Origin of the sequence: Hymenobacter telluris, from assembly GCF_017313265.1 — a bacterium.
GTDB classification, from domain to species: Bacteria; Bacteroidota; Bacteroidia; order Cytophagales; family Hymenobacteraceae; genus Hymenobacter; species Hymenobacter telluris.
In genome coordinates, this window is the sequence record NZ_JAFLQZ010000003.1 from 505,154 (window position 1) to 530,847 (window position 25,694).

The 25,694-nt window shown below is 55.7% G+C and carries 24 protein-coding genes; 16 read left to right on the forward strand and 8 right to left on the reverse strand.

The window, feature by feature from the left end; translation table 11 throughout:
• Positions 1 to 3: 3 nt before the first annotated feature.
• The 8 genes from J0X19_RS07065 (at position 4) to J0X19_RS07100 (ending at position 6,306) form a co-directional block, all read left to right on the forward strand.
• Positions 4 to 573: an NADH-quinone oxidoreductase subunit NuoE family protein gene (locus J0X19_RS07065; protein WP_206983104.1), complete on the forward strand. Its 570-nt coding sequence runs from the start codon at positions 4 to 6 to the stop codon at positions 571 to 573.
• A 12-nt stretch (positions 574 to 585) separates the two neighbouring features.
• A complete protein-coding gene (locus J0X19_RS07070) occupies positions 586 to 840 on the forward strand; it encodes a hypothetical protein (RefSeq protein WP_206983112.1) in 255 nt (84 codons plus the stop codon).
• Between the two features lie 5 nt (positions 841 to 845).
• On the forward strand, positions 846 to 2,186 hold the full coding sequence (gene nuoF, locus J0X19_RS07075; RefSeq protein ID WP_206983114.1) for an NADH-quinone oxidoreductase subunit NuoF: 1,341 nt from the start codon (positions 846 to 848) through the stop codon (positions 2,184 to 2,186).
• A 101-nt stretch (positions 2,187 to 2,287) separates the two neighbouring features.
• Positions 2,288 to 3,289, forward strand: coding sequence for a 2Fe-2S iron-sulfur cluster-binding protein (locus J0X19_RS07080; RefSeq protein ID WP_206983117.1), 1,002 nt, complete (start codon positions 2,288 to 2,290; stop codon positions 3,287 to 3,289).
• Positions 3,290 to 3,378: 89 nt separating this feature from the next.
• On the forward strand, positions 3,379 to 4,461 hold the full coding sequence (nuoH, locus tag J0X19_RS07085; RefSeq protein WP_206983119.1) for an NADH-quinone oxidoreductase subunit NuoH: 1,083 nt from the start codon (positions 3,379 to 3,381) through the stop codon (positions 4,459 to 4,461).
• A gap of 12 nt (positions 4,462 to 4,473) precedes the next feature.
• Positions 4,474 to 5,052 carry a NuoI/complex I 23 kDa subunit family protein gene (locus J0X19_RS07090; RefSeq protein ID WP_242582186.1) on the forward strand — a complete coding sequence of 193 codons (579 nt, stop codon included), beginning with the start codon at positions 4,474 to 4,476 and terminating at the stop codon, positions 5,050 to 5,052.
• Positions 5,053 to 5,120: 68 nt separating this feature from the next.
• Positions 5,121 to 5,630, forward strand: coding sequence for an NADH-quinone oxidoreductase subunit J family protein (locus tag J0X19_RS07095; protein WP_206983121.1), 510 nt, complete (start codon positions 5,121 to 5,123; stop codon positions 5,628 to 5,630).
• A gap of 100 nt (positions 5,631 to 5,730) precedes the next feature.
• A complete protein-coding gene (locus J0X19_RS07100; RefSeq protein ID WP_206983124.1) occupies positions 5,731 to 6,306 on the forward strand; it encodes a phosphatidylserine decarboxylase in 576 nt (191 codons plus the stop codon).
• A 63-nt stretch (positions 6,307 to 6,369) separates the two neighbouring features.
• On the opposite strand, the gene J0X19_RS07105 is transcribed toward J0X19_RS07100, so the two are convergent.
• Both J0X19_RS07105 and J0X19_RS07110 read right to left on the reverse strand, forming a co-directional pair.
• On the reverse strand, positions 6,370 to 6,747 hold the full coding sequence (locus J0X19_RS07105) for a hypothetical protein (RefSeq protein WP_206983125.1): 378 nt from the start codon (positions 6,745 to 6,747) through the stop codon (positions 6,370 to 6,372).
• 126 nt (positions 6,748 to 6,873) lie between these two features.
• Positions 6,874 to 7,476 (reverse strand): RNA polymerase sigma factor, encoded by a 603-nt coding sequence (locus tag J0X19_RS07110; protein ID WP_242582189.1) that lies wholly within the window; start codon positions 7,474 to 7,476, stop codon positions 6,874 to 6,876.
• Positions 7,477 to 7,777: 301 nt separating this feature from the next.
• Here J0X19_RS07110 and nuoK point away from each other — a divergent pair, with 301 nt between their 5' ends.
• From nuoK to J0X19_RS07130, 4 genes are all read left to right on the forward strand, one after another.
• Positions 7,778 to 8,110 (forward strand): NADH-quinone oxidoreductase subunit NuoK, encoded by a 333-nt coding sequence (nuoK, locus tag J0X19_RS07115; RefSeq protein ID WP_206983127.1) that lies wholly within the window; start codon positions 7,778 to 7,780, stop codon positions 8,108 to 8,110.
• 101 nt (positions 8,111 to 8,211) lie between these two features.
• On the forward strand, positions 8,212 to 10,158 hold the full coding sequence (gene nuoL, locus J0X19_RS07120) for an NADH-quinone oxidoreductase subunit L (protein WP_206983129.1): 1,947 nt from the start codon (positions 8,212 to 8,214) through the stop codon (positions 10,156 to 10,158).
• A 92-nt stretch (positions 10,159 to 10,250) separates the two neighbouring features.
• Positions 10,251 to 11,720: a complex I subunit 4 family protein gene (locus tag J0X19_RS07125; protein WP_206983131.1), complete on the forward strand. Its 1,470-nt coding sequence runs from the start codon at positions 10,251 to 10,253 to the stop codon at positions 11,718 to 11,720.
• Between the two features lie 125 nt (positions 11,721 to 11,845).
• On the forward strand, positions 11,846 to 13,255 hold the full coding sequence (locus tag J0X19_RS07130) for an NADH-quinone oxidoreductase subunit N (protein WP_206983133.1): 1,410 nt from the start codon (positions 11,846 to 11,848) through the stop codon (positions 13,253 to 13,255).
• A gap of 59 nt (positions 13,256 to 13,314) precedes the next feature.
• On the opposite strand, the gene J0X19_RS07135 is transcribed toward J0X19_RS07130, so the two are convergent.
• The 6 genes from J0X19_RS07135 to aspS all read right to left on the reverse strand — a co-directional run bounded on the left by J0X19_RS07135 (position 13,315) and on the right by aspS (position 22,457).
• The gene (locus J0X19_RS07135; protein ID WP_206983135.1) at positions 13,315 to 13,971 is read right to left on the reverse strand and encodes a response regulator; all 657 of its coding nucleotides are present in this window, start codon (positions 13,969 to 13,971) and stop codon (positions 13,315 to 13,317) included.
• Positions 13,972 to 14,150: 179 nt separating this feature from the next.
• Entirely contained in the window at positions 14,151 to 17,234 is a 3,084-nt protein-coding gene (locus J0X19_RS07140) for a sensor histidine kinase (protein WP_206983137.1), read from the reverse strand.
• A gap of 333 nt (positions 17,235 to 17,567) precedes the next feature.
• Entirely contained in the window at positions 17,568 to 18,233 is a 666-nt protein-coding gene (locus J0X19_RS07145; protein ID WP_206983139.1) for an SdpI family protein, read from the reverse strand.
• A gap of 17 nt (positions 18,234 to 18,250) precedes the next feature.
• Positions 18,251 to 18,505 (reverse strand): autorepressor SdpR family transcription factor, encoded by a 255-nt coding sequence (locus J0X19_RS07150; RefSeq protein WP_206983141.1) that lies wholly within the window; start codon positions 18,503 to 18,505, stop codon positions 18,251 to 18,253.
• A 73-nt stretch (positions 18,506 to 18,578) separates the two neighbouring features.
• Positions 18,579 to 20,075: a T9SS type A sorting domain-containing protein gene (locus J0X19_RS25105; protein ID WP_206983152.1), complete on the reverse strand. Its 1,497-nt coding sequence runs from the start codon at positions 20,073 to 20,075 to the stop codon at positions 18,579 to 18,581.
• Between the two features lie 618 nt (positions 20,076 to 20,693).
• Positions 20,694 to 22,457, reverse strand: coding sequence for an aspartate--tRNA ligase (gene aspS / locus J0X19_RS07160; RefSeq protein ID WP_206983154.1), 1,764 nt, complete (start codon positions 22,455 to 22,457; stop codon positions 20,694 to 20,696).
• Between the two features lie 315 nt (positions 22,458 to 22,772).
• On the opposite strand from aspS, the gene J0X19_RS07165 reads away from it, so the two are divergent.
• The 4 genes from J0X19_RS07165 to J0X19_RS07180 all read left to right on the forward strand — a co-directional run bounded on the left by J0X19_RS07165 (position 22,773) and on the right by J0X19_RS07180 (position 25,395).
• Entirely contained in the window at positions 22,773 to 23,225 is a 453-nt protein-coding gene (locus J0X19_RS07165) for a hypothetical protein (protein ID WP_206983156.1), read from the forward strand.
• A 192-nt stretch (positions 23,226 to 23,417) separates the two neighbouring features.
• Positions 23,418 to 23,984, forward strand: a complete 567-nt coding sequence (locus J0X19_RS07170; RefSeq protein WP_206983158.1) for a hypothetical protein — start codon at positions 23,418 to 23,420, stop codon at positions 23,982 to 23,984.
• 287 nt (positions 23,985 to 24,271) lie between these two features.
• A complete protein-coding gene (locus J0X19_RS07175) occupies positions 24,272 to 24,703 on the forward strand; it encodes a nucleoside deaminase (RefSeq protein WP_206983160.1) in 432 nt (143 codons plus the stop codon).
• An 83-nt stretch (positions 24,704 to 24,786) separates the two neighbouring features.
• Positions 24,787 to 25,395 (forward strand): superoxide dismutase, encoded by a 609-nt coding sequence (locus tag J0X19_RS07180; protein WP_206983162.1) that lies wholly within the window; start codon positions 24,787 to 24,789, stop codon positions 25,393 to 25,395.
• Positions 25,396 to 25,694 lie beyond the last annotated feature (299 nt).

The window sequence follows — 25,694 nt, forward strand, 5'->3', positions numbered from 1 at the left end:
TACATGGAGACGACGAGCGTTAAGCCGCAATTTTCCGAAGCCGCTAAAGCGGAGATTGAGCGCATTTGCAAGCAATACCCACCGGAGCGCCGCAAGTCGGCGTTGCTGCCGGTGCTACACATTGCCCAGGCCGAATTTGGCGGGTGGGTAAGCCCGGAGGTGCAGGATTTGGTAGCCGAGGTTATCGGCATCAAACCCATTGAGGTATACGAGGTGTCGTCTTTCTACACCATGTTCAACCTCAAGCCAGTTGGCAAGCACGTGCTGGAAATCTGCCGCACGGGTCCCTGCATGCTGCGCGGCTCCGATGAGCTAACCGCTCACTTGGAGCGCATCACCGGCGCGAAGGTGAACGGCGCTACCTCTCCCGATGGCCTCTTTACGCTTAAGGAAGTGGAGTGCTTGGCCGCTTGCGGCTTCGCCCCCATTGTGCAGGTGCGCGAGAAGTACTACGAGCAATTGGATACCCCGGCTGCCGTAGATGCCATGCTCACCGAGTTGCGCAACCAAGTTCACCGTCCGGCTTTGCCATGGGAGGAAACTGGTTTGCCAAACGCCCTGGCTAACAATTAATCCACAACTGTCATGGATGAGCGCAACAAGGATCTACCACTGATTGTGTCAGAAATCCTGATTGAGATGCAGCAGATGCGCCATGAGCGGCAGCAGGACCGCGAAGAAAATCGGCAGTTCATGCAACTCATAGTTGAGGAGAGCCGCAAGAATACGGAACGCCTGCTGGAAGTATTCAATCGGGGCTTCGACATGGTGCAAACGCGCATCGATCAAGTAGATGAGCGGCTGGAACGAGTAGAGCGCAAACAGGACGATAAGAAATAAACGATATGGGACGCAAACTGCTGACCGAACATATTAACGTTGAAGGCATCGACACCTTTGAGATATACCGCAAACACGGCGGGTACCGCTCGGTGGAGAAAGCGCTGAAAACGATGACCCCCGATGAGGTAGTGGAAGAAGTGAAGAAGTCGGGCCTGCGTGGGCGCGGCGGTGCTGGCTTCCCTACCGGTATGAAGTGGAGCTTTCTGGCCAAGCCAGAAGGTGTGCCGCGCTACCTCGTCTGCAACGCCGACGAATCGGAGCCAGGCACTTTCAAGGACCGTCAGCTGATGTCGAAGCTGCCGCACTTGCTGGTGGAAGGCATGATTACGAGCTCGTATGCGCTGGGCGCTAATACCTCGTACATCTACATCCGCGGCGAGTTGTTGTACGTGCTGCGCATTCTGGAAAAAGCCATTGCAGAAGCTTACGCGGCTGGTTTCCTCGGCAAGAATATCTTAGGCTCGGGTTACGACCTGGATTTGCACGTGCACCCTGGTGGCGGCGCGTATATCTGCGGTGAAGAAACTGCCTTGCTGGAATCGTTGGAAGGCAAGCGGGGCAACCCGCGCAACAAGCCGCCATTTCCAGCCGTGCAGGGCCTCTACGCCCGCCCGACAGTGGTAAACAACGTGGAATCTATTGCGGCCGTGCCGGTTATCGTGAACGATGGCGGCGAGGAATACGCGAAGATTGGCGTGGGCCGGAGCACCGGTACCAAGCTGTTCTCGGCTTGCGGCCACCTCAACAAGCCCGGTATCTACGAAATCGAGTTAGGCTTGCCGGTTGAGGAATTCATCTATTCCGATGAGTACTGCGGCGGCATTTGGAAAGGCCGCGACCTGAAGGCGGTAGTGGCCGGTGGTTCGTCTGTTCCGATTCTGCCCAAAGAGCTGATCCTGAAAACGGCGGCTGGTGAGCCTCGCCTCATGAGCTACGAGTCGCTTTCGGATGGTGGTTTCGTGACGGGCACCATGCTTGGCTCGGGTGGCTTTATTGCCATGGACGAAACGACCTGCATTGTGCGCAACACCTGGAGCTTCTCCCGCTTCTACCACCACGAGTCATGTGGGCAATGCTCACCTTGCCGGGAGGGTACGGGCTGGCTGGAAAAGGTGCTGCACCGCTTGGAGCACGGCCACGGTCACATGGAAGACATCGACTTGCTGGTGAGTGTAGCCAAGCAAATTGAGGGCAACACCATTTGCCCGCTTGGGGAAGCCGCGGCTTGGCCGGTGGCCGCCGCCGTGCGTCACTTCCGCGACGAATTCGAGTGGCACGTCACCCACGCCAAGGAAGCCGCCCAACCCGGCGCGGTGTACCAAGGCGTATTAGTTAGAGCTTAGAAGTGAGAACTTAGAGCTTAGATTTTTTGAACGACAAAAGTGTAAGGCTTATCTGGTCTAAGCTCTAAGTTCTCACTTCTAAGCTCTTCTATAGAAACCCAATGGCTAAAATAACTTTCGATGGCATCGAGGTGGAAGTTCCGGACGGAACAACCATCCTCAACGCAGCCCGCCAGATCGGTGGTAGCATTGTGCCTCCGGCCATGTGCTATTACACGCCACTGAAGGGCTCGGGTGGCAAATGCCGCGCTTGCTTGGTGCGGGTAGCGGCCGGCTCCACCAAAGACCCCCGCCCGATGCCCAAACTGGTAGCGTCGTGCGTGACACCCGTACAAGACGGTATGGTGGTCGAAAACACCAAATCTGAACAGGTATTGGATGTGCGCAAAGGCATTGTGGAGATGCTGCTCATCAACCACCCGCTGGACTGCCCCGTGTGCGATCAAGCCGGGGAATGCAGCCTGCAAGATTTTGCTTTTGAGCACGGCGTATCTACTACCCGCTACCAGGAAGAGCGTCGCACGTTCGAGAAAATCGATATCGGGCCGCTGATTCAGTTGCACATGACGCGGTGCATCCTGTGCTACCGTTGCGTGTACACCGCCGACCAGATTGCCAAAGGCGACCGGGTACACGGCGTATTGGGCCGGGGCGACGCGGCTGAAATCGGCACGTATATCGAGAACATCATCGACAACGACTTCTCCGGCAACGTCATCGACGTGTGCCCGGTAGGCGCCCTCACCGATAAAACCTTCCGCTTCAAGCAGCGCGTGTGGTTCACCAAACCCGTGAATGCGCACCGAGACTGCCCAAAATGCGCCGGTAACGTAACGCTCTGGTATAAAGGCAAAGACGTACTGCGCGTAACCGGCCGCAAAGACCAGTACGGCGAAGTGAAAGAGTGGATTTGCAACGAATGCCGCTTCGACAAAAAGGAAACGACTGACTGGACCATCGAAGGACCGGCACATATCGAGCGTTCTTCAGTAATTTCGGCCAACCACTACGAACTGCCCGTACTCAATCAGTCGGTAATAGCCGACTTGCCTGAAAGCACGCAGCGCGATTTGGAAAAGAATCCTCCACTGAAACTAGGATAGTGCGTAGTGCTTGGTGCTTGGTGCTTAGACGGATCTTCTATCCTTGAGCAGTAAGTAACTAAGCACTAGGCACCAAGCACTACGCACTAATGATTGAACTACCCGCCCTTGGTTGGCAATCCATTGTCATCTTCGTTGTATTCGCAGTTTCGCTGCTGATTGCAACGTATTGCACGTATGCCGAGCGTGTCATTGCCGCGTTTCTACAAGACCGGGTTGGTCCGGACCGTGCGGGCCCATACGGCTTGGCGCAGCCCCTGGCCGACGCCGTGAAGATGTTCACGAAAGAAGAGTTCTTTCCCGGCGGTGCCAATAAGGCGCTGTTCGTATTTGGCCCCTGCCTGGCCATGATTACGGCCCTGATGTCGTCGGCGGTAATTCCGTTTGGCAACAACATTAGCTTCGGTAACAACGCCTTTTTCCTGCAAGGAATCGAGGTGAATATCGGGATGCTGTGGGTATTCGGGGTGGTTTCGTTGGGCGTGTATGGCGTGATGATTGGCGGCTGGGCTTCCAACAACAAATTCTCACTGCTTGGCGCTATCCGGGCCGCTTCACAGAACATCAGCTACGAACTGGCCATGGGCTTGTCGCTGATTGCGGTGTTGATGATTTCGGGCACGCTTTCCTTGCGCGAAATCACGATACAACAGTCGATACCTGGCGAATGGGCCATGTGGAATATTGTGCGGCAGCCATTAGGCTTTATCATCTTCCTGGTGTGCGCTTTTGCGGAAACCAACCGGACGCCGTTTGACTTGCCCGAGTGCGAAACCGAGCTAGTAGGTGGCTACCACACCGAGTATTCCTCAATGAAACTGGGCTTGTATTTGTTCTCGGAGTATGTGAACATCTTCGTGGTTTCGGCGGTGATGAGCGTACTGTACTTCGGGGGCTTCAACTTTCCGTTCCAATATGAGCTGCGCGACTGGTTGGCGAGCAGCCAAGGCTGGGAGCTGGCTTCGGCCCAAAACCTGATTACGGCACTTGGCACCGTGCTGCTATTCGGCAAAATCTTCGCCTTTATTTTCTTCTTTATGTGGATTCGCTGGACGCTCCCGCGCTTCCGCTACGACCAACTGATGCGCCTCGGCTGGACCATTCTGATTCCGCTGGCCGTTGTCAACATTCTGATTACCGGCGGACTCATCACGTTCGGGGTGATTAAGTAACTGAACTGACTTATGCAGCCTCTCACCAATAGAGCCAAGAAACTAGAAAAGAAGCCGATGACACTGGCGGAGCGGGCGTATTTGCCGGCTATCTTCCAGGGCCTGAGCATCACGATGCGCCACTTCTTTATGAAGAAGGCCACCGTGCGGTACCCCGAAGAGGTGCGGCCCTTCTCCCCTATCTTCCGTGGCTTGCACGTGCTCAAGCGCGACGAGCAGGGCCGGGAGCGGTGCACGGCCTGTGGTCTTTGCGCCGTAGCCTGCCCTGCCGAAGCCATTACGATGGTAGCCGGCGAGCGGAAAAAAGGCGAGGAAGGCCTGTACCGCGAAGAGAAGTACGCCATCAGCTACGAGGTAAACATGCTACGGTGCATCTTCTGCGGCCTCTGCGAAGAAGCTTGCCCGAAAGCTGCCGTGTACCTCCAAGCCGATAAAATGGCCCCGCCACGTTTCGAGCGGGACGAGTTCATCTACGGCAAAGACCGGCTCGTGGAGCCCGTTGACCCTACCAAACGCTCAGTACGGGGCATTCAGCTGACACCTGAGCAGGCAGCAGCGCTCAGCAACAAGATGGCGCAGCAACCGGCGTAACTACTACATTTGCTGTCCTAAACAGAGCGAAAACCTTTGTAAACGCAGGACAGCAACAACCTTCCGAAATGTCTCCACTCTTCCTCTTTCTGTCCTTTGTAGCACTACTGAGTGCGCTGGGCGTGGTATTTGCCAAGAATCCGATACACAGCGTGTTGTTTCTGATTCTGACGTTTTTCTCACTATCCGGGCACTACTTGTTGCTAAACGCGCAGTTCTTGGCGGCGGTGAACATCATCGTATACGCCGGCGCCATTATGGTGCTGTTCCTGTTCGTGATTATGTTCCTGAACCTGAACGTGGACACGGAGCCTCACAAGCCAGCATTAGCTAAAATTGCGGCGGCTATTGCCGGAGGCTCATTGTTCGTCATTATGATTGTGGCGCTACGCGACATTCAATTGCCTGCCGTAAACGGCACCACGTTCGACTCGCAGATTGGTATGGTAGACAAGCTTGGTATGGTGTTGTTCACTACCTATAAACTACCATTCGAGCTGGCTTCTATCCTACTGCTGGTAGCTATGGTGGGCGCGGTAATGCTAGGCAAGCGCGAAACTGGCGAGCGGCATTTCTAGAGATATTGAATTTAATAAACGAAAAGCGGCAACTGGTTTCAGTTGCCGCTTTTCGTTTATTAACTATCCTTAGCCTGTTCTATAACCCGATGGGGATCTTATGAGACTACCTTCTAAACAAGTATTCTACACCACTATTTCTATTGCCACTCTTACGCTGTTAGCTGTTTGGTTTGTGGGCCTACAGCAACAATGGAGCATTTTCAAGGATTCACTTATCTCGTTGACCATCCTTTCAACCGCCTTCTTAACATTCATAACCGTGGGGCTCTATGAAGGTGTGAGGCTGCACGATGACGTAGGTAACCTACTAGATTATATTAGGCGGGTGCCTTTCCCTGAAAGCTTTGCAGATGTAAGCCTAGAGCTACCGAAGGCTGATTTAGATGATGGTGAAGGGTGCGGAGGCATAATCATAGCTGTATTTCTTTGGTTGCTAGCCGCCGTAGCAGCAATATTTTTGCTGTGGTGTTTTGCAGCGGTAGCCTGGGTTGTGCTATTGGTATTTGCTGGTATGCTCTATTGGGTATTTTTCCGGGCATTACGCCTCGTATTTCGTCACTCCCGCATGTGCAAAGGGCGCTTCAGTATGAGCCTGCGCTATGGTCTGGCGTACACGCTACTCTACAATTTTTGGATATATGGTATTATCCTGGCTGTGCACTATTTGCGTTGAATATCCCGAAGCAGAAACACAAAGCGGCCCCTGATACATCAGGGGCCGCTTTGTGTTTCTGCGTTATACCGAAACCTGTTGAGGCTCCTCCGGAGCAGGGCGGCGCATCCAGGCGGGGCCGCAGGTGGCGCGCATTTTCTGGCGGAACTTCTCCTGCTCTTCGGGAGACAGGCTCGCCATACGGGACTCCATTTTTTCGCGCATCATTTTGCGGCGGCGGGCCCACGCTCCGGAACGTCCGCCGCGGCCCCAGCCTCCGAATAAGATTCGGGAAAGCACCAGCAACCCTAGCGTTTGCCAAAAGTTGATAATAGGCCCGTTGAATAACTCTGGAACCAGCCGGTTCCAAAGGGTCATTGTGACGAAGCCGATGACGGCCACGAACAGACCGCCTAGAAGAATGAATTTGAGGCCAAACAATGGCCGAAATGAACGATTCATTGGGTTGAGTTACTAAAAAAACGTCGGTTGACGAAAGAAGCATCTCGCTGATACTATTCCTGCTTGTTGTTTTTAACGTCAGCACGCGAGATGCTTCTACAAGCTCGGCATGACGTTTTCGGGATGTTAGTCGGTGAAAAGCTCGGTGTATAGCTTTTGTAGCCGCTTGCGCAGGTGCTGCACGGCATAGTGTTTACGCGAAATCAGGGTTTTGAGCGGCACGCCGGTTTCCTCCTCCATTTCGCGGAAAGTTTTGTCTTCCAGTTCGTGCCAGATGAACACCTCGCGCTGGGCAGCCGGTAGTTCAGCCAAAGCATCCGAAAGGGCTTCCATCAGCGTTTCGCGGAGCAGCCGATTCTCTGGGGCATCGTCGGGGGCGGGCAGGATGTCGGCGAGCAGCAGCGAGTTTTCCTCGTCGCCGGAGAAGCTACGGGCCAGTTCGTCTTCGAGCGAAGTGGTTTTTTTGCGGCGGTAGAGGTCGGTGATTTTGTTGCGAGCTACGCGAAACAGCCAAGCTGCGGCTTGCTCCACGGGTTTGAGCACCCGGTAGCTTTCTACGAGTTCAGCAAAGACGTCTTGCAATACGTCTTCAGCCTCAGCGGGGTCGGGGATGCGGCGACGGATGAACTGCAACAGCCGGCCGCGCTGCGCGCGCACGGCCTCCTGTATCTGCTGGTCCTGGTGGCCGGCCGTCATCGGTAGCGTCATGGTGAGGGGTAGCGTTTCCATTCTGCTAGCACAGACGAACGACGCTGAAAAATACTTCATTGCTACTGCATTTTCTTCAGCCTGCCGGTTGTGCTTGGCAGTTGCTGCTACTAAATGCTGAATAGCGCCAAGGCCACTGGGTTGGTAGGTGAAGCGCATTTTGCCTTACATTATAAGGCCATAAGGCATTTATCCCCCCAATGGCCATGCGTAGCATGCTATTTAAGGGTGGCGTTTTCCAATTTTCAGGATACCTTTGCCAGCCTATTCATTACGGCTGCGCTTCGGCGTGCCGCTTCATTTTTGCCGTCAACCGCCCCGCATGGATCAGAACATACCGCAGGTTATTCAAACGGTTCCGCTTCAATACTACGTTTTCTTCGCCACGGCGCTTTTCGCTATTGGCGTTGTTGGGGTGCTTACCCGGCGCAACGCCATCATCATCTTTATGTGCATAGAGCTGATGCTAAATGCGGTTAACGTGCTGCTAACGGCCTTTGCAGCGTATCGTTCCGATGCCAATGGCCAGGTTTTCGTGTTCTTCATCATGGCTGTTGCCGCCGCCGAAGTAGCAGTGGGGCTGGCTATTATCGTCATGATTTACCGTAACCTACAGAACACCGACGTCAATCTGTTAAACCGACTGAAGTTCTAAGTTGATGGCTGCATTGCTTAATTGTTAAATGGTTGAGGTAGTTCAACAACTCATCAGAACCACTAACAATTAAACAATGCAGCCATTTAGCCATTAACTAGATGCAAGAAACTGTTTTACCTGCCGCCAGCGCCCCGTACGCAACTTTCCTGTACGTACTGATTCCGCTGCTGCCTTTCCTGGGCTTTCTCCTCAATGGCCTGCTCAACAAGCGCCTCTCCGGCACGTTAGCCGGCGCCATAGGCAGCCTGGCAGTGCTGGGCTCGTTCCTGATTTCGGGGTATCTGTTCCTGAATTTCCAGTATCAGTACACCGTTAAGCTGTTCGACTGGATTTCGGTGGGCTCCATGCAGATTCCCTTCTCCTACCAAATCGACCAGCTCAGCCTGATTATGCTGCTGCTTGTAACGGGGGTTGGGTTTCTGATTCACGTGTACAGCATCGGCTACATGCACCACGACGAGAACGTGGGCAAGTTTTTCAGCTTCCTGAACCTGTTCGTATTCAGCATGCTGGTGCTGGTACTGGGGTCCAACTTCGTGATTCTGTTCATTGGCTGGGAAGGCGTAGGGCTCTGCTCCTACCTGCTTATCGGCTTCTGGAACAAAAACACCAGCTACAACAACGCCGCCAAGAAAGCCTTCATCATCAACCGGGTTGGTGACCTGGGCTTTTTGCTTGGCATCTTCCTGATTTACCTCACTTTCGATTCGGTACAGTACGCCGAGGTGTTCCAGAAAGCCAGCACCCTGCAGATTGGCACTTTCACGGTTACAGCTATTACGTTGCTGCTGTTTGTAGGCGCAATGGGTAAATCGGCGCAGTTGCCGCTCTACACCTGGCTGCCCGACGCCATGGCCGGCCCTACCCCGGTTTCGGCCCTGATTCACGCGGCTACCATGGTAACGGCGGGCATCTACATGATTCTGCGGGCTAACGTGCTGTTTACGCTGGCGCCCCACACGCTGGAAGTTATTGCCATCATCGGGGCGGCTACGGCGCTGTTTGCCGCTACCATCGGCTTGGCCCAGAATGACATCAAGAAGGTACTGGCCTACTCCACTGTTTCGCAGCTGGGCTACATGTTCCTGGCCTTGGGCGTAATGGGCTACAGCACCAGCTTGTTCCACGTGTTGACCCACGCTTTCTTCAAGGCGCTGATGTTCTTGGGCGCGGGTTCGGTGATTCACGCCATGAGCAACGAGCAGGATATGCGCCGCATGGGCGGCCTCCGCAAAGCCCTGCCGATTACGTTTATCACCTTCCTGATTGGCTGCCTGGCCATTGCCGGCATCCCGCCTTTCTCGGGCTTCTTCTCGAAAGACGAAATCCTGCTACACGCTTACGAGCACAGCAAGGTGCTGTACGCCGTGGGCTTGTTCACGGCTTTCCTGACGGCGTTCTACATGTTCCGCTTGTTGTTCCTCACTTTCTTTGGGGAGTTCCGGGGCACCGAGGAGCAGAAGCATCACCTACACGAGTCGCCGGCTTCCATGACGCTGCCGCTCGTTGTGCTGGCTATTCTGGCCGCCGTGGGTGGTTTCATGAATGCGCCGTTCTTCCTGGGCGAAGACAAGGCCTACCTCGCCAATTATCTGGCGCCACTTTTCACCTATTCGCAACGCCTCAATCCGGCGGCCTTCAGCGTACACGCCGACCATGCCACCGAGCTGATGCTCATCGGCCTTTCGGTAGGGGCTGGCGTGCTGGGCATCATCTTGGCGTATGTGCAGTACGTGAGCCGCGGTGTGCGCCCGGTGGAAGAAGGTGAGTCGCGCGGCTTCCTTGAAACTCTGATTTACCACAAGTACTACATCGACGAGCTGTACAACGCCTTGTTCGTGCGCCCAACTATGTGGCTCTCGAAAGGCTTGCATCGCTACGTGGAAAATGGCGTTATCGACCCTATTGTGAACGGCTTTGGCCGCGTTACGATGGGTGGCGGCCGACTGCTGCGCTACGTGCAAACCGGCTCGGTTGAAACCTACCTCATCTTGATGGTAGTCGGTATCGTGTTGATATTGGCGCTGAACTCCGGAAAGCTGTAGGAATACAGCTATTCATCTTTCGCTTAAACTGTCGTCAACTGCCTAGATTTCCTCTACCAGTCTGTACGTCATCGGAACAACCTGCTTAGCTAATGCTCACAGTTCTCCTCCTACTCTGGCCCGTGGCGGCCGCCCTGCTTTTGCACTTCTTCAAAGGCAGTGTTGCCCGGGTGGCAGCATTTGGCGCGGCGCTGATTGAATTTGTACTGGCGGCTTACGCGGCTCTTACTTTCAACGGTAGCAACGCCGACCAGTTCTCAGTGAACCTGCCCTGGATTGCTTCGGCTGGCATCAACTTCCATGTGGGAATGGACGGGCTGAGCTTACTGCTGGTGCTGCTCACTACGTTTCTGGTACCCATTATCCTGCTGGCTTCGTTTCGCCGCAGCTTCGAGAATGCCTCAGCGTTTTATGCGTTGGTGCTGTTCATGGAAACCGGACTGGTGGGCGTATTCACGGCGCAGGATGCCTTTCTATTCTACTTTTTCTGGGAAGTAGCGCTCATTCCGATTTACTTCCTGGCCGGCGTGTGGGGCGGGGTAAACCGCGCCAAGGTCACGTTCAAGTTTTTCCTGTACACCATCGTCGGTTCGCTGTTCATGCTGGCGGGCTTTGTGTACCTGTATTTCCAGACTGGTCCGGCCGCTAACGGCCTTGCAGCGCACAACTCCGACCTAGCTTCGTTCTACAACCTGAGTTTGAGCGCGCAGCAGCAGTCCTGGCTGTTCTGGCTGATTTTCGCGGCCTTTGCCGTAAAGATGCCCATCTTCCCTTTCCACACCTGGCAGCCTGACACCTACACCGAGTCGCCGGCCCCGGCAACTATGCTGCTCTCGGGCATCATGCTGAAAATGGGTATTTACGGCTGCATGCGCTGGTTGCTGCCGGTGGTGCCGCTAGGCGTGAGCCAGTGGCAGAATCTGGTACTGATTCTATCCATCATCGGCATCATCTACGGCGCCATCATTGCCATTCGGCAGCAGGATGTGAAGCGGCTTATTGCTTACTCTTCGCTCTCCCACGTGGGGCTGATGGCAGCCGGTGTGTTTTCGCTCACCCAAATTGGCTTGCAGGGCGCCAGCATTCAGATGCTGGCCCACGGTGTGAACGTGGTGGGGATGTTCTTCATTGCCGACTGCATTGAGCGCCGTACTGGCACCCGCCTGATTCCGGACCTTGGCGGCCTTACCCGCAACACCCCTATCCTGACGGTGTGCTTCTTGGTGCTCCTATTAGGTACGGTGGCGCTACCGCTCACCAACGGGTTTGTGGGGGAGTTTCTGCTGCTTGGTGGCGTGTACCAGTACAATGCCTGGATGGGTGCCGTAGCTGGTATTACCATCATTCTGGCCGCCGTGTACCTGCTGCGTATGTTCCAGCGCGTGATGCTCGGCCCCGACTCGTCTTTCTCTGCTACCATCACCGACCTGACCGGTGCCGAGCTGGCCGTTTTGGTGCCGCTTATCGTGCTGGTCTTCTGGATTGGCTTGTTCCCGAATACGTTCCTGCACTTGTCGGAAGGCAGCGTGATGGGAATACTCAGTGAGGTAGTGAAACGCTAAATTGCTTGCAGCGCGAAGCTCCAGCTTCGCGTGTCGTTGCTGATATCGAACGATACTCGTTGTGCTGGTTTTCTCGGCCATGCCACGATACCCGAAGCTGGAGCTTCACGCTACATCCAACGCCCATGATTTCAATCGTTCTTCTCTCTGTTTTCGGCCTTGCCAACCTCTTCCTGGGGTTCTTGCGCTCCAACCGAATTCTGCTGCCCGCGGCCATGCTCATGCTGGGCACGGTGCTGACCGTGAACTTCATCGACTGGAATGCCGGCTCGCAGTCGTTTTTCAACGGCATGCTGGTAGTCGATAATTTCTCGGTGGTGTTTACCGGCATCGTGGTTCTGACGGCGTTGCTACTGATACCTTTCTCCGAGAAATACGTGCTTGATGGGCAGCCTAACCTGGCTGAATACTACTCGCTGCTGCTGTTTTCGTTGGTGGGCGCTATCATGATGGTATCGTACAACCACCTCCTGATGCTGTTCCTAGGCATTGAGATTCTGAGCGTAGCCATGTACGTGCTGGCGGGGGCCCAGAAAACCAATCTGCGTTCTAATGAGGCCGCCCTGAAGTATTTCCTGATGGGCGCGTTTGCTACCGGCATCCTGCTGTTCGGGATGGCGCTGGTATATGGCGCTACCGGCACTTTCGAGTTGGCCAACATCAAGTTTGCCGTGCAGAATCCGGTCAATGCTTCCCTCACCCCGATGCTCTACATCGGTATGCTGATGATGCTGATTGGTATTGGGTTTAAGGTATCGGCCGCACCGTTCCACTTCTGGACGCCCGACGTGTATGAAGGCACTCCAACCTTCTTCACGGCGTTTATGAGCACGGTGGTAAAAACCGCTGGCTTTGCCGCTTTCCTGAAGCTATTGGTGCAGGCTTTCCCAGCGGCTACGGCGCAAGGGTTATGGCTGCCTACTCTCACCGCCATGTGCGTGCTTACCCTGGCCATTGGTAACGTGGGCGCAGTGGCACAAAGTAGCGCCAAACGGATGCTGGCGTACTCCAGCGTGTCGCACGCTGGTTATCTGCTTATTGGCTTGGTGGCGTTCAATGGCGAGTTGGAAGGTGCTTCGGCCAACGGTATTTTCTTCTACTCGCTGGCTTACTCGGTGGCTACCGTGGCGGCCTTTGGCGTACTGAAACTAGTGTCGGACCAGCGCATGCGCGAAGATTATGATGCCCTGAACGGCCTCGCCAAAACCAACCCATTGTTGGCTTTCGTGATGACGGTGGCTATGCTTTCTTTGGCGGGTATTCCACTCACGGGCGGCTTCTTCGGCAAGTTCTTTGTCTTCTCGGCCGCCGTGGAAAACGGACACATTGGCCTGGTAGTTTTTGCCGTAATTATGTCAATGGTGAGCATCTACTATTACTTGCGGCCCATTATTGCCATGTACATGCGCGATGCTGATTCCGATACCATAGAGCCCTTGCAGGTAAGCGGGTTCCAGTCGGCGGCCCTGTTGCTGCTGGCTTTACTCACCGTAGTGCTGGGTGTGTTGCCAGGCATTATAGCGGGTATTCTGTAGAAACCACTTCTGAAGCATAAGAAAAAGGACTGCCGGTTGGCAGTCCTTTTTTGTTTCGGCTAGCCTTTCGTCAGGCCTTCACGCAGGGCTTTGCTTACAGCCTCGGTCATGGACCGGACGTGCAGCTTCTCGTAGATTTTCTTGATGTGTGACCGGACCGTATCAATGCTGATGTTACGGTCGGCGGCAATCATTTTATAGCTGTAGCCTTCTACCAACAAGCCTAGAATTTCCTGCTCCCGGGCGCTAAGGTTGGCATGCGACTCCTCTACCGGACGGCGCGGCGGGGCTTTCGGAAACAGGCGTAGTACCTGCCGGGCAATGGCAGGCGTCATGGGGGCGCCGCCGGCCCGCACCTCACCAATAGCATCGAGCAAACGGGCCGGCGAGGTTTTCTTGAGCAGGTAACCATCAGCACCGGCACAGATGGCATCGAACACCCGGTCATTTTCCTCGAACACAGTCAGCATCACCACATTTACATCCGGCGCAACGGCCTTAATACGGCGCAGGCCCTCAATGCCCGTGCAGCCAGGCATGTCAATGTCCATGAGCACTACATCGGGGCGCAGGCGTGCCATATCGGCCTGTGCTTGCATGCAGTTGCCGAGCGCGCCTACCAGTTCCAGCCCCAACGACCCCGACAACAGCTGACTCAAGCTGGTTCGCAAGTCAACGTTGTCTTCATAAATCAGTACGCGGGTGGCAGTTGGCATGTGGCTGAAAGGGTTAAGAATTGAATACCTCTAATATACAGCCCTTACCTACCCATTGCGACTACATGATGATGTGATGCAGGAAAGTGAATGATTGGATGATTGGATGACTGAATGATTGGATGATGGACCACTCCAGTCATCCAATCATCCAGTCATCCAATCACTCAATCATCCAATCACTCATTCCCAAGCGGTACTTTCAGATGCAGCGTGGTGCCTTGGCCGGGGGCGGTATCGATGGTGAGCTGGCCGTTGAGGGCGGCGGCTCGGCTGCGCATATTAGCAAGGCCGTTGCCCCCACCCTGCGCCGGGCCGGCGGGGTCGAAGCCAATACCATCGTCCTGCACGGTTAGGTGTAGCTGGCCGTGCTGGTAGGTAAGCAGAATGCTGGCGTGCTGGCACTGAGCGTATTTTGCCAAGTTGTTGACGGCTTCCTTGAACAGCAAGAAAAACTCGCGGCGGGCCTGCATGCCCAGCTTCTGCCCCTGCACCGACGGATCGACGCGGAATGTGAAGTCGATGCCGCGGGCTTCGAGTACGTCGGAGGCGAAACTGCGCATGCGGGCGGTTACGTCTTCCAGCGCGTCGTGGGCGGGGTTGATGGCCCACACGATGTCGTCCATGGCATCGAGCATACGGCGCGAAGACTCCCCGATTTGGTCGAGCAGAGCGGCGGCCTGGTCGGGGCGGTGCTGCTGCTGATGGTTGCGGGCAATCTGGCTGAGGATGGAAATGCTGCTGAGCGTAGAGCCCATATCGTCGTGTAGGTCGCGGGCAATACCGTGGCGCACCCGCTCCAGGGCGAGCAGTTGCGTTACCCGCATGCGGTAGGCCATAAACAGCAACCCAAACACCGCCCAGCTAACTCCCACCTGAAACCACCACGTTCGGTACCACGGCGGGGCCACTACAATCTGCAACGCCACGCCCTGCGAATTCCAGATGCCGTCGTTGTTGGTGGCGCGCACCCGAAATGTATAGGTGCCGGGGTCGAGGTTGGTGTACGTGGCTTCGCGCCGCCGCCCCGCCGGAATCCAGTGCTCATCAAATCCTTCGAGCCGATAAGCATACTGGTTTTTCTCGGGCAGCTGAAAATTCAGGGCGGCAAATTCCAGCGAAAAGAAATTATCCTGAGGAGCCAGCAGCAGCGTGCGCCGCTCGGTAATGGCAGTGTCGGGCAGGTCGATGGGGCGGTTGAACTTGCGAATGGCCGTCAGCACAACGGGTGGGGCGACGGAATTGGTTTGCACGGCTTCAGGCCGGAACGCCACCACCCCGTTTACCCCCCCGAAATACAGCTGGCCGGCGGCACTGCGGTGGCAGGCAGCGGCATTAAACTCGTCCTGCAACAGCCCGTCACGCTCATCGAACGTGTGAAACTGCCGGGTGCGGGGCGAGAAGCGGGCCAAACCTTTGTTGGTAGACAGCCAAAGGTAGCCCTGGTTGTCTTCCAGCATGCTGTATACCACGTCGTTGGGCAGGCCCTGTGCTTCCCGAAACGTAGTGAAGCGGCCCCGTTGGGCATCCTGGAGCTGAGAGAAGCCCCCGCCTTCCGTACCAACCCAAAGCACGCCGCGCCGGTCCTGAAATATGCAGCGTACCGAGTTGCTACTCAAGCTGTGCGGAACGCGGCCATCGGCCCGGAAGGTGGTAAACTGGTTGGTTTTTACATCGTAGCGGCTCAGCCCGCCACCGCCGGTAGCCACCCAAAACCGCCCCTGCCGGTCCTGAAAAGTAGCCCGCACAAAGTTGTTGGGCAGGCTATGCGGATTACCAGGGTTGTGGCGAAAGGCGGTGAAGCGCCCCGTGGTGGGATTGTAGCAGCTGAGGCCGCCGCCATTGTGCCCCACCCACAAAGTACCCTGCCGGTCTTCATACACCGACTGAATCATGTCGTCGGCCAGGGAGTTGGACTGGCTGGGGTTGTGGCGGTAATGCACGAACCGGGTACTGCCGGGTTCCAGGCAGTCGAGGCCCTGGTTCTGGGTGCCCACCCAAAGGCGGCCCTGCTTGTCGAAGCACAGAGCGCGCACGTAGTTCTGGGCAATGCTGCCGGGGTCGGTGGGGTTGTGGCGGAACTGCTGGCGGCGGCCGGTGGCAGGGTCGTAGCACACGATGCCGTGCTCCTCGGTGCCCACCCACACCCGGCCCAGCGCATCAGAAGTTACGGCCCATACAGGCCCGGCCACGCCGGTAGCAAGGCTGCCAAACGGCGAAGGTTGTAGCCGGGCGCAGCTCAGACCTGCTTCGGTACCCACCCACAACAGCCCCGAGTGGTCCTGGAATAAGGCCTGCACAGTATTTTCGGGGAGGCTGTGGCGGTTGCGGGGCTGGTGCTGCACTCGGCTGAAGGTGCCCGTGGCGGCTTCGTAGCGGCACAGCCCCTCGGTTGTACCCACCCAGATGATACCCTCCCGGTCTTCGAACACCTTCTTTATAGCGGCCACAGGCAAACTACCCAAGTGGGTGGCATCGGGGTTGAAGCTGCGGATGGGGCCTCTGCCAGCCGGCAAATAGCGCAGCAGGCCGGTATCCGTACCCACCCACAGGCCGCCGGCCCGGTCGGGGCACAGCGTGGTAACCACGCCGGCTGGTTGCAGCCGGTCGTCGGGTACCAGGTGGCCGCGGCTGGTATCGAGGCGGCTGACGCAACCTTCGCCGGTACCCACCCACACCACGCCGGCTCGGTCTTGCGCTAGTGCCCGCACCGCGTTGCGCCGTACACTGGCCGCTTTCGGTGAAGGCAGGTGCTTAAACAGAGAAAACCGTTGGGTGGCCGGGTTAAGGCGGTGCAGGCCACTTTCGGTGCCGGCCCATACCCGCCCTTGCCGGTCGCAGAGCACAGCGGGCACAAAGTTGTCGGAGAGGCCGCTGGAGTCGATGGGGGCCGCGCGGTAGGTATGAAACTGGTTGGTGCGAGAGTTGTAGCAAGAGAGGCCGCCGCCGGTACCGGCCCACAAGTTGCCGTGGCGGTCCTGGCAAATCGAAAGCACAAAGTTGCTAGCGAGGCTGGCTGGCTGCTGGGCATCGTTGCGGAAGGTGCGAAAGCCAACTCCGTCGTAACGGCTCAGGCCATCCTGGGTGGCTACCCACAAAAAACCGCGCTGGTCCTGCACAATGGCATACACGCTGTTTTCAGCTAGCCCATCGGTGGCAGTCAGCGTCCGGAAAAGCGGTTCCACCACCTGCGCAACCACAGTACCGCTTAGCAACTCCAGTAAGCCAGCCAGCAATAGCCAGAGGTAAGTAGTTGTTTTCATGGCCGATACAAACCAGGTGACCCAATGCACCGATAACTATTGAGTGAAAAGTAACAGACCGCAAAATCAATCTTCATCAACTTACCCGCTTCCGCGTTGCTGTTCGCCTATCCTATTTACCTTCAGTGCGCTATATTATATGTAAGTAAGCTCATATTCCGATTTCTATCACTGCTATACAGCAACAACCCACTCATTTGCAATCAGCAGACAGTTGCTTAGTCTATTATCCTTGCCTAACAAGTGCGTTGAAAAGCATAAAGCGCTGGCTTCTTACCGGAAGCAGCGCTTTATAGACGAATGACAAACCAGAATTTTCTGTGAGTTGGTGGGCTATCCGGCGTTGGTGGTCTGCATTTCTTTCCTGTAGAGCCAGTACGAATAGCTATACACCACTCCCACAGTGCCCAACACCCCCACAATGAGTACGCCCGTAGCCACCTCCCCCGACCACAACAGCGCCACGGCAGCACTCAGCAAACCGGTAGCGAAAAACAGCCAGCCGCCCACCCGGTGCACGCGGGCCCAGATGCGCGGAAACTCCAGCGCCCACGGCGTTTTGAAGCCCACAAAATAATTGGGCTGCACGGTGGTGAGGTAGTTACCCATGAAGGCAAAAAACACCCCCATTATTACGGCCAGCCCTTTTCCGGTGTGGCCACCCGGATGCAGCGCCGCATATAAACTGTACATACTCAGCCCGCTCATTAGCGCCACCAAGGCCAGAATCAGCTTCTGATAGTTGGTGTTGCCGGCTTCAAGCCGCTGCTTCGGGTCGAAGCGGGGCAGGAAGTTCAGTAGCAGATATGTACCAACCGGCAAGCCCAGGCACAGCAACCAGATATGCTGCTTGTCGGTGTAGCCGTTGGCGTTGCCGGCGCTATCGAAGTGCGTGGGAATCTGGGTGGGCAAGGCATCCCAGGTGGTAGCAAGGTAAATGGTAGGCAGTACCAGTGCCAACAGAGTAAGCAGATGCCAGATAGAGAACTTGGTTTTCATAATGAACTCAGACAAACCTATGATTTGAATTGCAGCAGCCAGCCCAGCAGTTCGTCCATCACCGTCATATTCAGCGTGTAGGTCACGAATTGGCCCTGCTTGTCACTGCTCACCAAATCGGCTTGGCGGAGCAGGTCGAGGTGGTGGCTGATGGTGGGCTTTGAGAACTGGAAGTGGTCGGCTATTTCCCCAGCCGTGCGTGGCTGCTCGCGGAGCAGTTCCAGAATAGCGCGCCGCGTGGGGTCGTTGAGAGCTTTGAAGAGGGCGTTCAAGAATAATTAGGTGTTTAGACAAATGTCTAAATAATATTTTGATTTCAAAAAGTTGAAGGCTACTCTTTATCCTTTATTCTACCCTTAACCGGTGTGTAATTGTTCCAGTAGCTGTATTGGCACGTAATAGGTACAATCCCGGCGCTAGTCCAGTAATATCTAATTGGCCTTTACCCTGCGGAACATTATTTGTTCGGATAATACGGCCGACCTCATCCAGCAAAACCAATTGTGTTAGGCCTTGACCTGCCGGTATATCAACCCACACTTGCCGCCGCGCTGGATTGGGGTATACGCTCAGCCAATTCTTAGCCGCCGCTACTGTGGCCAAGGCGCTATTTACTTGAAAAGCGGTGGTGGTAGTGGTAGTTCCTTGGGGAGACACAATAGCAATAGCACCCGTAGTTGCCCCGGCCGGTACCGTAGCTATTATCTGGTTGCCAAGCACATTCACGCGGAAAGTTGTAGCTGGCACACCGTTGAAGCGCACTGATGTAGTACTCTGAAAATTCTGTCCGTTGATGACCACAGTGGTTCCTGCTGGCCCAGCAGTTGGCATAAAGCCTAAACGAGTAACTATTCCTCCCAGATGAACTATCAGGCCGTTGGGCTTTGCATGGGTAACTGTAATACCATTGAAGTAGGCAGAACCTGTTACAAATCCAGCAGCCCAAATATCACCCATCCCATCATGTGTAACGCTCGTAAGTCCGCCGCCCCATGACTGCCGCAACCATATGGGGGCCCCACTACTATCCACCATTGCCACAAATCCATTGCTACTGTTCGTATTCGGGCCTGGATTTGTGTTTGCAATAAATTGGTAATTACCGAACGGAAAATCACTGGTTGAATTACCGCACAATACAACCTCACCCGCAGGCAAAGCCGATAGCCCACCCACTATACCCTTCATGTTCATTCTTCTAGTCCACCTGGGTGTACCAGTAGGCGAAAAGCTAACCACTAACGCATCATAGCATACACCAGCATTAGTAGCTGGGCAAGTGGCAGCGTAAGTAGTGCTGCCTATTACTACATCCCCGTAGAAACTGATGGATGCTGTAACTCCTCCTTGCTTATTTGCTACCAGCTGGTTTATGGATGCTGTTAATCTACGGCCTGGATTAGGAACCGGTGGAACCGAAGGAATTAGCTGAGCCCGTAAAGGATTCAGCTCTCCGGTATAACTAGCTATGAACATATCTTGGCCGTTGGGTGCGCTAAGCGGCATGCCGGCCACCTGTTGCGCCATCCCAATTATTCCAGCTACATACAGAATGTCGTTTTTTGTATCGTATACCAAAGAAGTAAAGCTGTTCGGCTTGACATTAGGCATAGTGTAAGGTATCCTTGCCCCAGCTTCCCTTCTAAAGCCTATCACTACACCAGCAGTATCTAGTTTATATAGGTGGGCCATAGTGGAATCATAGGTAGTGTAAGCACGCCGTGGAGACAAGCCAATAAATACATTACCCTGTTTATCAGCAGCTAAGCCATTTCCCCAATCATCAGCGGCAGTGGCAAATGTTTTCACCCATTGCAGGGTGCCTTGGGTATTGTATTTCACTAGATAGGTGTCAACATTACCGAACTGGGCGGGCGCATACGTGACCGAGCTACCTTCTATTTCTAATGGCCTAGTTGCGTATGATCCCAATACCCATACATTACCAGCACTGTCCGCTGTAATATTTTGCACAGTCAGCAGCCCTGTAGTAAGGCTAGCAGCCGACAACTTAATATGCCGCACCCACGTGGGTGCCCCTTGCTGCGTATGTTTTGCTACATATAAATGTTGTGAGCCTCCTCCCAGACCAGACGCTACCCGAATCTCGTTGCCAACGGTGAGAGTATCGCTGAATACGCCTGTCACGTAGGTTGCACCACTAGCATCACTGCAAACGTGCTGCACGTCACTGTAAGCAGAAGATAGAATACTTGTAGTTGAAATGAAATCAGGGTGCTGTGCCTTCAAGAGTAGAGGTGCCAGCAAGAGTGCTACTATAAAGCACGTCTTTCGAATTATCAGGAGTATACCTATGTGCATAACAATGGGGCTTAGAAGGTTGCTTTCTATGATAAGCAATAATCAATCCACCCTATATACCATGCATTACTAAAATCAAAAGGCGGCCCCCGATTGATCAATCGGAGGCCGCCTTCTGATTTTAGTAATGAAAAAATCTTACTTCCCGACTACCGCCGTTTTAATGCTCAGCTCCTTGAGCTGCACTTCCGAAATCTGCGAAGGTGAGTCAATCATGACGTCGCGGCCGGAGTTGTTCTTGGGGAAGGCAATGAAGTCACGGATGGAATCGGCGCCGCCGAAGAGGCTGCACAGCCGGTCGAAACCGAAGGCAATGCCGCCGTGGGGCGGAGCGCCGTACTCGAAGGCGTCGAGCAGGAAGCCGAACTGCGCTTTGGCTTCTTCATCAGAGAAACCGAGCAGGCTGAACATGCGGGCCTGCACGGCACGGTCATGAATCCGGATGGAGCCACCGCCCACTTCCACGCCGTTAATCACCATGTCGTAGGCGTTGGCGCGGACTTCGCCGATGGTGTCGGGGTTGTCGAGCAGGGCAATGTCCTCGGGCTTGGGCGAGGTGAAGGGGTGGTGCATGGCGAAGTAGCGGCCTTCCTCCTCAATGTATTCGAGCAGTGGAAAGTCCACTACCCACAGCGCCGAAAACACGTCTTTGTTGCGCAGGCCGAGGCGCTGCCCCATTTCCAGGCGCAGTTCACTCAGCGCCTTACGGGTTTTGTTGGGCTCACCGGCCAGCACCAGCAGCAAGTCGCCGGGCTGGGCGTTGAAAGCGGCTTTCCACTGCTGAAGCTGCTCCTGGCCGTAGAACTTGTCCACCGACGACTTCACGCTACCATCCGCTTCCACGCGGGCGTACACCAGGCCGGTAGCGCCAATCTGCGGGCGTTTCACGTACTCGGTTAGCTCGTCGAGCTGCTTGCGGGTGTAGCTGGCGGCGCCGGTAGCGCAAATGCCCACCACCAGGCCGGCGGCTTCGAACACCGGGAAGTTGTGGCCCTTCACCAGGTCGTTCAGCTCCACAAACTGCATTTCGAAGCGCGTGTCAGGCTTGTCGTTGCCGTAGAGGCGCATGGCATCGGCGTACGTCATGCGGGGCAGCGTCCCGATTTCCAACCCTTTCACCTCGCGGAACAGGTACTGCACCAGCCCCTCGAAAGTGTTGAGGATGTCTTCCTGCTCCACAAACGACATTTCGCAGTCAATCTGCGTGAATTCCGGCTGGCGGTCGGCGCGCAGGTCTTCGTCGCGGAAGCACTTCACGATTTGGAAGTACCTATCGAAGCCCGACACCATGAGCAGCTGCTTGAACGTTTGGGGCGACTGCGGCAGGGCGTAAAACTCGCCGGGGTTCATGCGCGAGGGCACCACAAAGTCGCGGGCACCTTCGGGCGTGCTTTTGATGAGCACGGGCGTTTCTACCTCAATAAACTCTTGGCCGTCGAGGTAGCGGCGGGTGGCCTGGGCTACGCGGTGGCGCAGCATCAGGTTCTGGCGCACCGTGTTGCGGCGCAAGTCCAGGTAGCGGTACTTCATGCGGAGGTCGTCGCCGCCGTCGGTTTCGTCTTCGATGAGGAAGGGCGGCAGTTTGGCCGGGTTGAGCACGTCAATCTTCTCCACCCGAATTTCAATGCCGCCGGTGGGCATCTTGTCGTTTTTCGAGTAGCGCTCGGCCACTTTGCCGGTCACGCTCAGCACAAATTCGCGGCCCAGTTGGCGGGCTTGCTCACGCACGGCGTCGGCTTCCTGGCCTTCTTCGAGCGTGAGCTGGGTGAGGCCGTACCGGTCACGCAGATCCACCCACAGAATGCCGCCTTTGTCGCGGGTGCGCTGTACCCAGCCGCAGAGCGTTACGGTTTCATTGATGTGTTCGGGGCGAAGTTCGCCGCAGGTGTGCGTCCGGAGCATTTTTCGAGAGCTTAGAGGTGAGAGCTTAGAACTCAGAAAAAAGAGAAGTTATACCTCAGCAGATATCTAACTTCTTTGATCTATGCTCTTAGTTCTTTTAAAGTGGCGAAGGTAAGCAGTAAAATCAGGCCTGATTTCAAATTTTGCGACCTTTGACCAAGCATGGGTTGGGCAGCCGACCTGGCCGACCCGTTTTCCCACTTATTTTTTCAGGGTTTCGGCGCTTCCCGTGCAAATTGGTACGGAGTATGCAAAACGCCCAACCAACCACGTTCTTCTTTCTGCCTCGACCTTCTCTTACCTCTCTAGTTTATCATGAAACGCTCCGCACTTCTCGTTCTGGCTGCCACCCTGTTTTCTTTCTCCGTGCAGGCTCAGACCAAAGTAAAAACCAAAGCCAAAGCGGCTGATGGCACCGAAGTAAAAACCAAATCGAAGGCGGATGATGTGGTGCTGAACGGCCCCATCAAGCGCGTGGAAACCTTATCGGGCATCGATATTTTCCCGGCCAGCGGCGGGCAGAGCATCATGCTCAGCTTCACGCAACAGTTCACCAAGCCCGGCACGCTGGTGATGACCAACTACAAAAACCAGCCCGTGTACACCACCGCCCTCGACCCGGCCAACAACACCGGCGAGCCAGTGGACCTGGGCCGCATTCCGGCCGGCAATTACCTCATCGAAGCCAAAACCGGCAATTACGTGTACTGGAAGAAGGTGAAAGTGACTTATCCTGCCGCGCCCGTTGCCAAGAAAAAGCGCCGCTAAACCGTCATTCCGAGCAGCGCGAGGAATCTGGGTATTCTCGTTGAACGACTACACCCAAATTCTTCGCGCTGCTCGAAATGACAACCTTTCTTTCCACAGCTCCGAAGCTATCCGCTTCGGAGTTTTGCGTTTATCGGCTGTGGCGCCATGCGCAAGCCTAGCGCTGCATCCTGCGTACCTTTCTGCCCGCTTATGAAAACCACCTTCCGTTTCTTCCTAGCTGCCCCGCTCTTGCTGGCAGTGTTGCTATTGGCCGCTTTTGCCGCGCCTAAGCTCAAAAAAACCAGTGTCAGCAAAAATATCAGCGTGGGCGTACCCGAAGGCTTCACGGCCCTACCCGATGATGGCATTGCGGTGAAATACCCGGCCCCGCGCAAGCCGCTGGCCGTGTTCAGCAACGCCAACGGCCGCGTCGATTTCAGCGTGGCCCAGAAGCCCAGCACGTTCAGCAACCGGGATTATGGTCTGCTGCTCAAAATCTACAAGGCCAGCATTCAGAACATGTATTCCAAGGTGCAGTTTCTGACCGAAGACATCCGTACCATCAACAAGCGCGACTTTGTGGTGCTGGAGTTTGTGTCGTCGGTGGCCGACAACCGCCGGGGCAGCAACCTAGCGCCCATCCGCCGCTACCAGATGGTGCAATACGCCATTGAGGGCGACCAGCTTACGGTCTTCACCTTCGTGGCCCCCGCCGACGAGCAGGCCCAGTGGCAACCCACCGCCCAGGCCGTGATGAGCAGTATTGTAATGAAGTAGCTTGTTGGGGTCTTGGGGCCTCACCCCCCGCCCCCCTCTCCTAGGGGAGAGGGGGAGCCAGACGATGCAACGCAGCCGCTTCGGCTCTCGCCTCCGCAACTGCTACCGGAGATTCGCCCGAGCCATTTTTCAGCGCGCTACAGTCCTTTCAAACCATCATAATCCCTCACCAAGAGGTAGCAGTCATGCAGGCGCAAGCCGAAATGGCTGCGTTGCACTGTCCGGCTCCCCCTCTCCCCTAGGAGAGGGGGCCGGGGGGTGAGGCCCCACTAAAACGTCAGCCCCTAATGTCCCACGAAGAATACATGCGCGAAGCCCTGAAGCAGGCGCGGTATGCCTTTGCGGAAGAGGAAATTCCGATTGGGGCGGTAGTGGTGCTGGACAAGCAGATTATTGCGCGGGCCTACAACCAAACCGAGCGGCTGCGCGACGTAACGGCCCACGCCGAAATGCTGGCCCTCACGGCGGCGGCCAACCACCTGGGCAACAAGTACCTCACCGACTGCACCCTCTATGTAACCGTGGAGCCCTGCGTGATGTGCGCCGGTGCATCGGCCTGGGCCCAAATCCGGCGGGTGGTGTACGGGGCCGACGAGTTGAAAGTGGGGTTTCGGCGGCACGGCAACCTGCTGCACCCCAAGGCCGAGCTGGTGCGCGGCGTACTGGCCGAAGAGTGCAGCGCCTTGATGCAGGAGTTTTTCGTGCGAAAGCGGAAATAGGCTACTTTTGGCCGCTCCCGTAACCCTAGCCGGGGTGCGGTGGTTATAGTACCCGGAACGTTCCACCTTATAAACCCAACATCATGGCTTTCGAACTGCCCCAACTTCCTTACGCCTACGACGCCCTGGAGCCGCACATTGATGCGCAAACCATGGAAATCCACCATACCAAGCACCATCAGGCCTACGTAACCAACCTGAACAATGCCATTGCCGGTACGGAGCTGGAAGGCAAAAGCCTCGAAGATTTGATGCAGAACATTGCCTCGGCCCCCGCAGCCGTACGCAACAACGGTGGCGGCCACTGGAACCACTCGCTGTTCTGGACCATCCTCGGCCCGAACGGGGGCGGTGAGCCAACCGGCGCCGTTGGTGAAGCCATCAATGCGGCTTTCGGCAGCTACGAGAAATTCAAGGAAGAATTCACCAAGGCGGCCACCACGCGCTTCGGCTCGGGCTGGGCGTGGCTGTGCAAGCAGGCTGACGGCTCGGTGAAAATCTGCTCGACTCCCAACCAGGACAACCCCCTGATGCCCGACGCTGGCTGCTCCGGCACGCCCGTATTGGGCCTCGACGTGTGGGAGCACGCCTACTACCTGAAATACCAGAACCGCCGCCCCGACTACATTGCGGCCTTCTACAACGCCATCAACTGGGACGAGGTGAACAAGCGCTTCGCTGCTGCTGCTTAGTGCTAGCTCACTGAATTTATTGGCACACAAAAAAACCTCTGCCGTAGCGGCAGAGGTTTTTTTGTATCTGGCGGTCTTTGCAAGCGTTGTGGAACAAGCTAACGGCTTCAACCGGCGGCAACCGGAAGCCAGTTTTGTGGCTATTCGCAGGAATCCTTTTCCTCTGCCACGTTTCCTATTTTACTTATCTTTGAAGGCCCGGTCCGCGCAAGTGGCCGGGTTGTTCTTTTTTCACGTCTTCTCACTTCTTTTCAAAGCCGCTGGCACTGGTTTTTGGCCTTTAGCTACTGGTGAGTGGC

What these genes read in the sequence shown, in the direction of transcription:
- J0X19_RS07105 (WP_206983125.1), bottom strand. Translation starts at nt 6,747, where the DNA reads ATGAATCGTTCATTTCGGCCATTGTTTGGCCTCAAATTCATTCTTCTA.
- J0X19_RS07090 (WP_242582186.1), top strand. Translation starts at nt 4,474, where the DNA reads ATGCAGCCTCTCACCAATAGAGCCAAGAAACTAGAAAAGAAGCCGATG.
- J0X19_RS07135 (WP_206983135.1), bottom strand. Translation starts at nt 13,971, where the DNA reads ATGCCAACTGCCACCCGCGTACTGATTTATGAAGACAACGTTGACTTG.
- aspS (WP_206983154.1), bottom strand. Translation starts at nt 22,457, where the DNA reads ATGCTCCGGACGCACACCTGCGGCGAACTTCGCCCCGAACACATCAAT.
- nuoK (WP_206983127.1), top strand. Translation starts at nt 7,778, where the DNA reads ATGGATCAGAACATACCGCAGGTTATTCAAACGGTTCCGCTTCAATAC.
- J0X19_RS07110 (WP_242582189.1), bottom strand. Translation starts at nt 7,476, where the DNA reads ATGGAAACGCTACCCCTCACCATGACGCTACCGATGACGGCCGGCCAC.
- J0X19_RS07175 (WP_206983160.1), top strand. Translation starts at nt 24,272, where the DNA reads ATGTCCCACGAAGAATACATGCGCGAAGCCCTGAAGCAGGCGCGGTAT.
- J0X19_RS07080 (WP_206983117.1), top strand. Translation starts at nt 2,288, where the DNA reads ATGGCTAAAATAACTTTCGATGGCATCGAGGTGGAAGTTCCGGACGGA.
- nuoF (WP_206983114.1), top strand. Translation starts at nt 846, where the DNA reads ATGGGACGCAAACTGCTGACCGAACATATTAACGTTGAAGGCATCGAC.
- nuoH (WP_206983119.1), top strand. Translation starts at nt 3,379, where the DNA reads ATGATTGAACTACCCGCCCTTGGTTGGCAATCCATTGTCATCTTCGTT.
- J0X19_RS07145 (WP_206983139.1), bottom strand. Translation starts at nt 18,233, where the DNA reads ATGAAAACCAAGTTCTCTATCTGGCATCTGCTTACTCTGTTGGCACTG.
- J0X19_RS07170 (WP_206983158.1), top strand. Translation starts at nt 23,418, where the DNA reads ATGAAAACCACCTTCCGTTTCTTCCTAGCTGCCCCGCTCTTGCTGGCA.
- nuoL (WP_206983129.1), top strand. Translation starts at nt 8,212, where the DNA reads ATGCAAGAAACTGTTTTACCTGCCGCCAGCGCCCCGTACGCAACTTTC.
- J0X19_RS07130 (WP_206983133.1), top strand. Translation starts at nt 11,846, where the DNA reads ATGATTTCAATCGTTCTTCTCTCTGTTTTCGGCCTTGCCAACCTCTTC.
- J0X19_RS07095 (WP_206983121.1), top strand. Translation starts at nt 5,121, where the DNA reads ATGTCTCCACTCTTCCTCTTTCTGTCCTTTGTAGCACTACTGAGTGCG.
- J0X19_RS07070 (WP_206983112.1), top strand. Translation starts at nt 586, where the DNA reads ATGGATGAGCGCAACAAGGATCTACCACTGATTGTGTCAGAAATCCTG.
- J0X19_RS07100 (WP_206983124.1), top strand. Translation starts at nt 5,731, where the DNA reads ATGAGACTACCTTCTAAACAAGTATTCTACACCACTATTTCTATTGCC.
- J0X19_RS07165 (WP_206983156.1), top strand. Translation starts at nt 22,773, where the DNA reads ATGAAACGCTCCGCACTTCTCGTTCTGGCTGCCACCCTGTTTTCTTTC.
- J0X19_RS07140 (WP_206983137.1), bottom strand. Translation starts at nt 17,234, where the DNA reads ATGAAAACAACTACTTACCTCTGGCTATTGCTGGCTGGCTTACTGGAG.
- J0X19_RS07125 (WP_206983131.1), top strand. Translation starts at nt 10,251, where the DNA reads ATGCTCACAGTTCTCCTCCTACTCTGGCCCGTGGCGGCCGCCCTGCTT.
- J0X19_RS07180 (WP_206983162.1), top strand. Translation starts at nt 24,787, where the DNA reads ATGGCTTTCGAACTGCCCCAACTTCCTTACGCCTACGACGCCCTGGAG.
- J0X19_RS07065 (WP_206983104.1), top strand. Translation starts at nt 4, where the DNA reads ATGGAGACGACGAGCGTTAAGCCGCAATTTTCCGAAGCCGCTAAAGCG.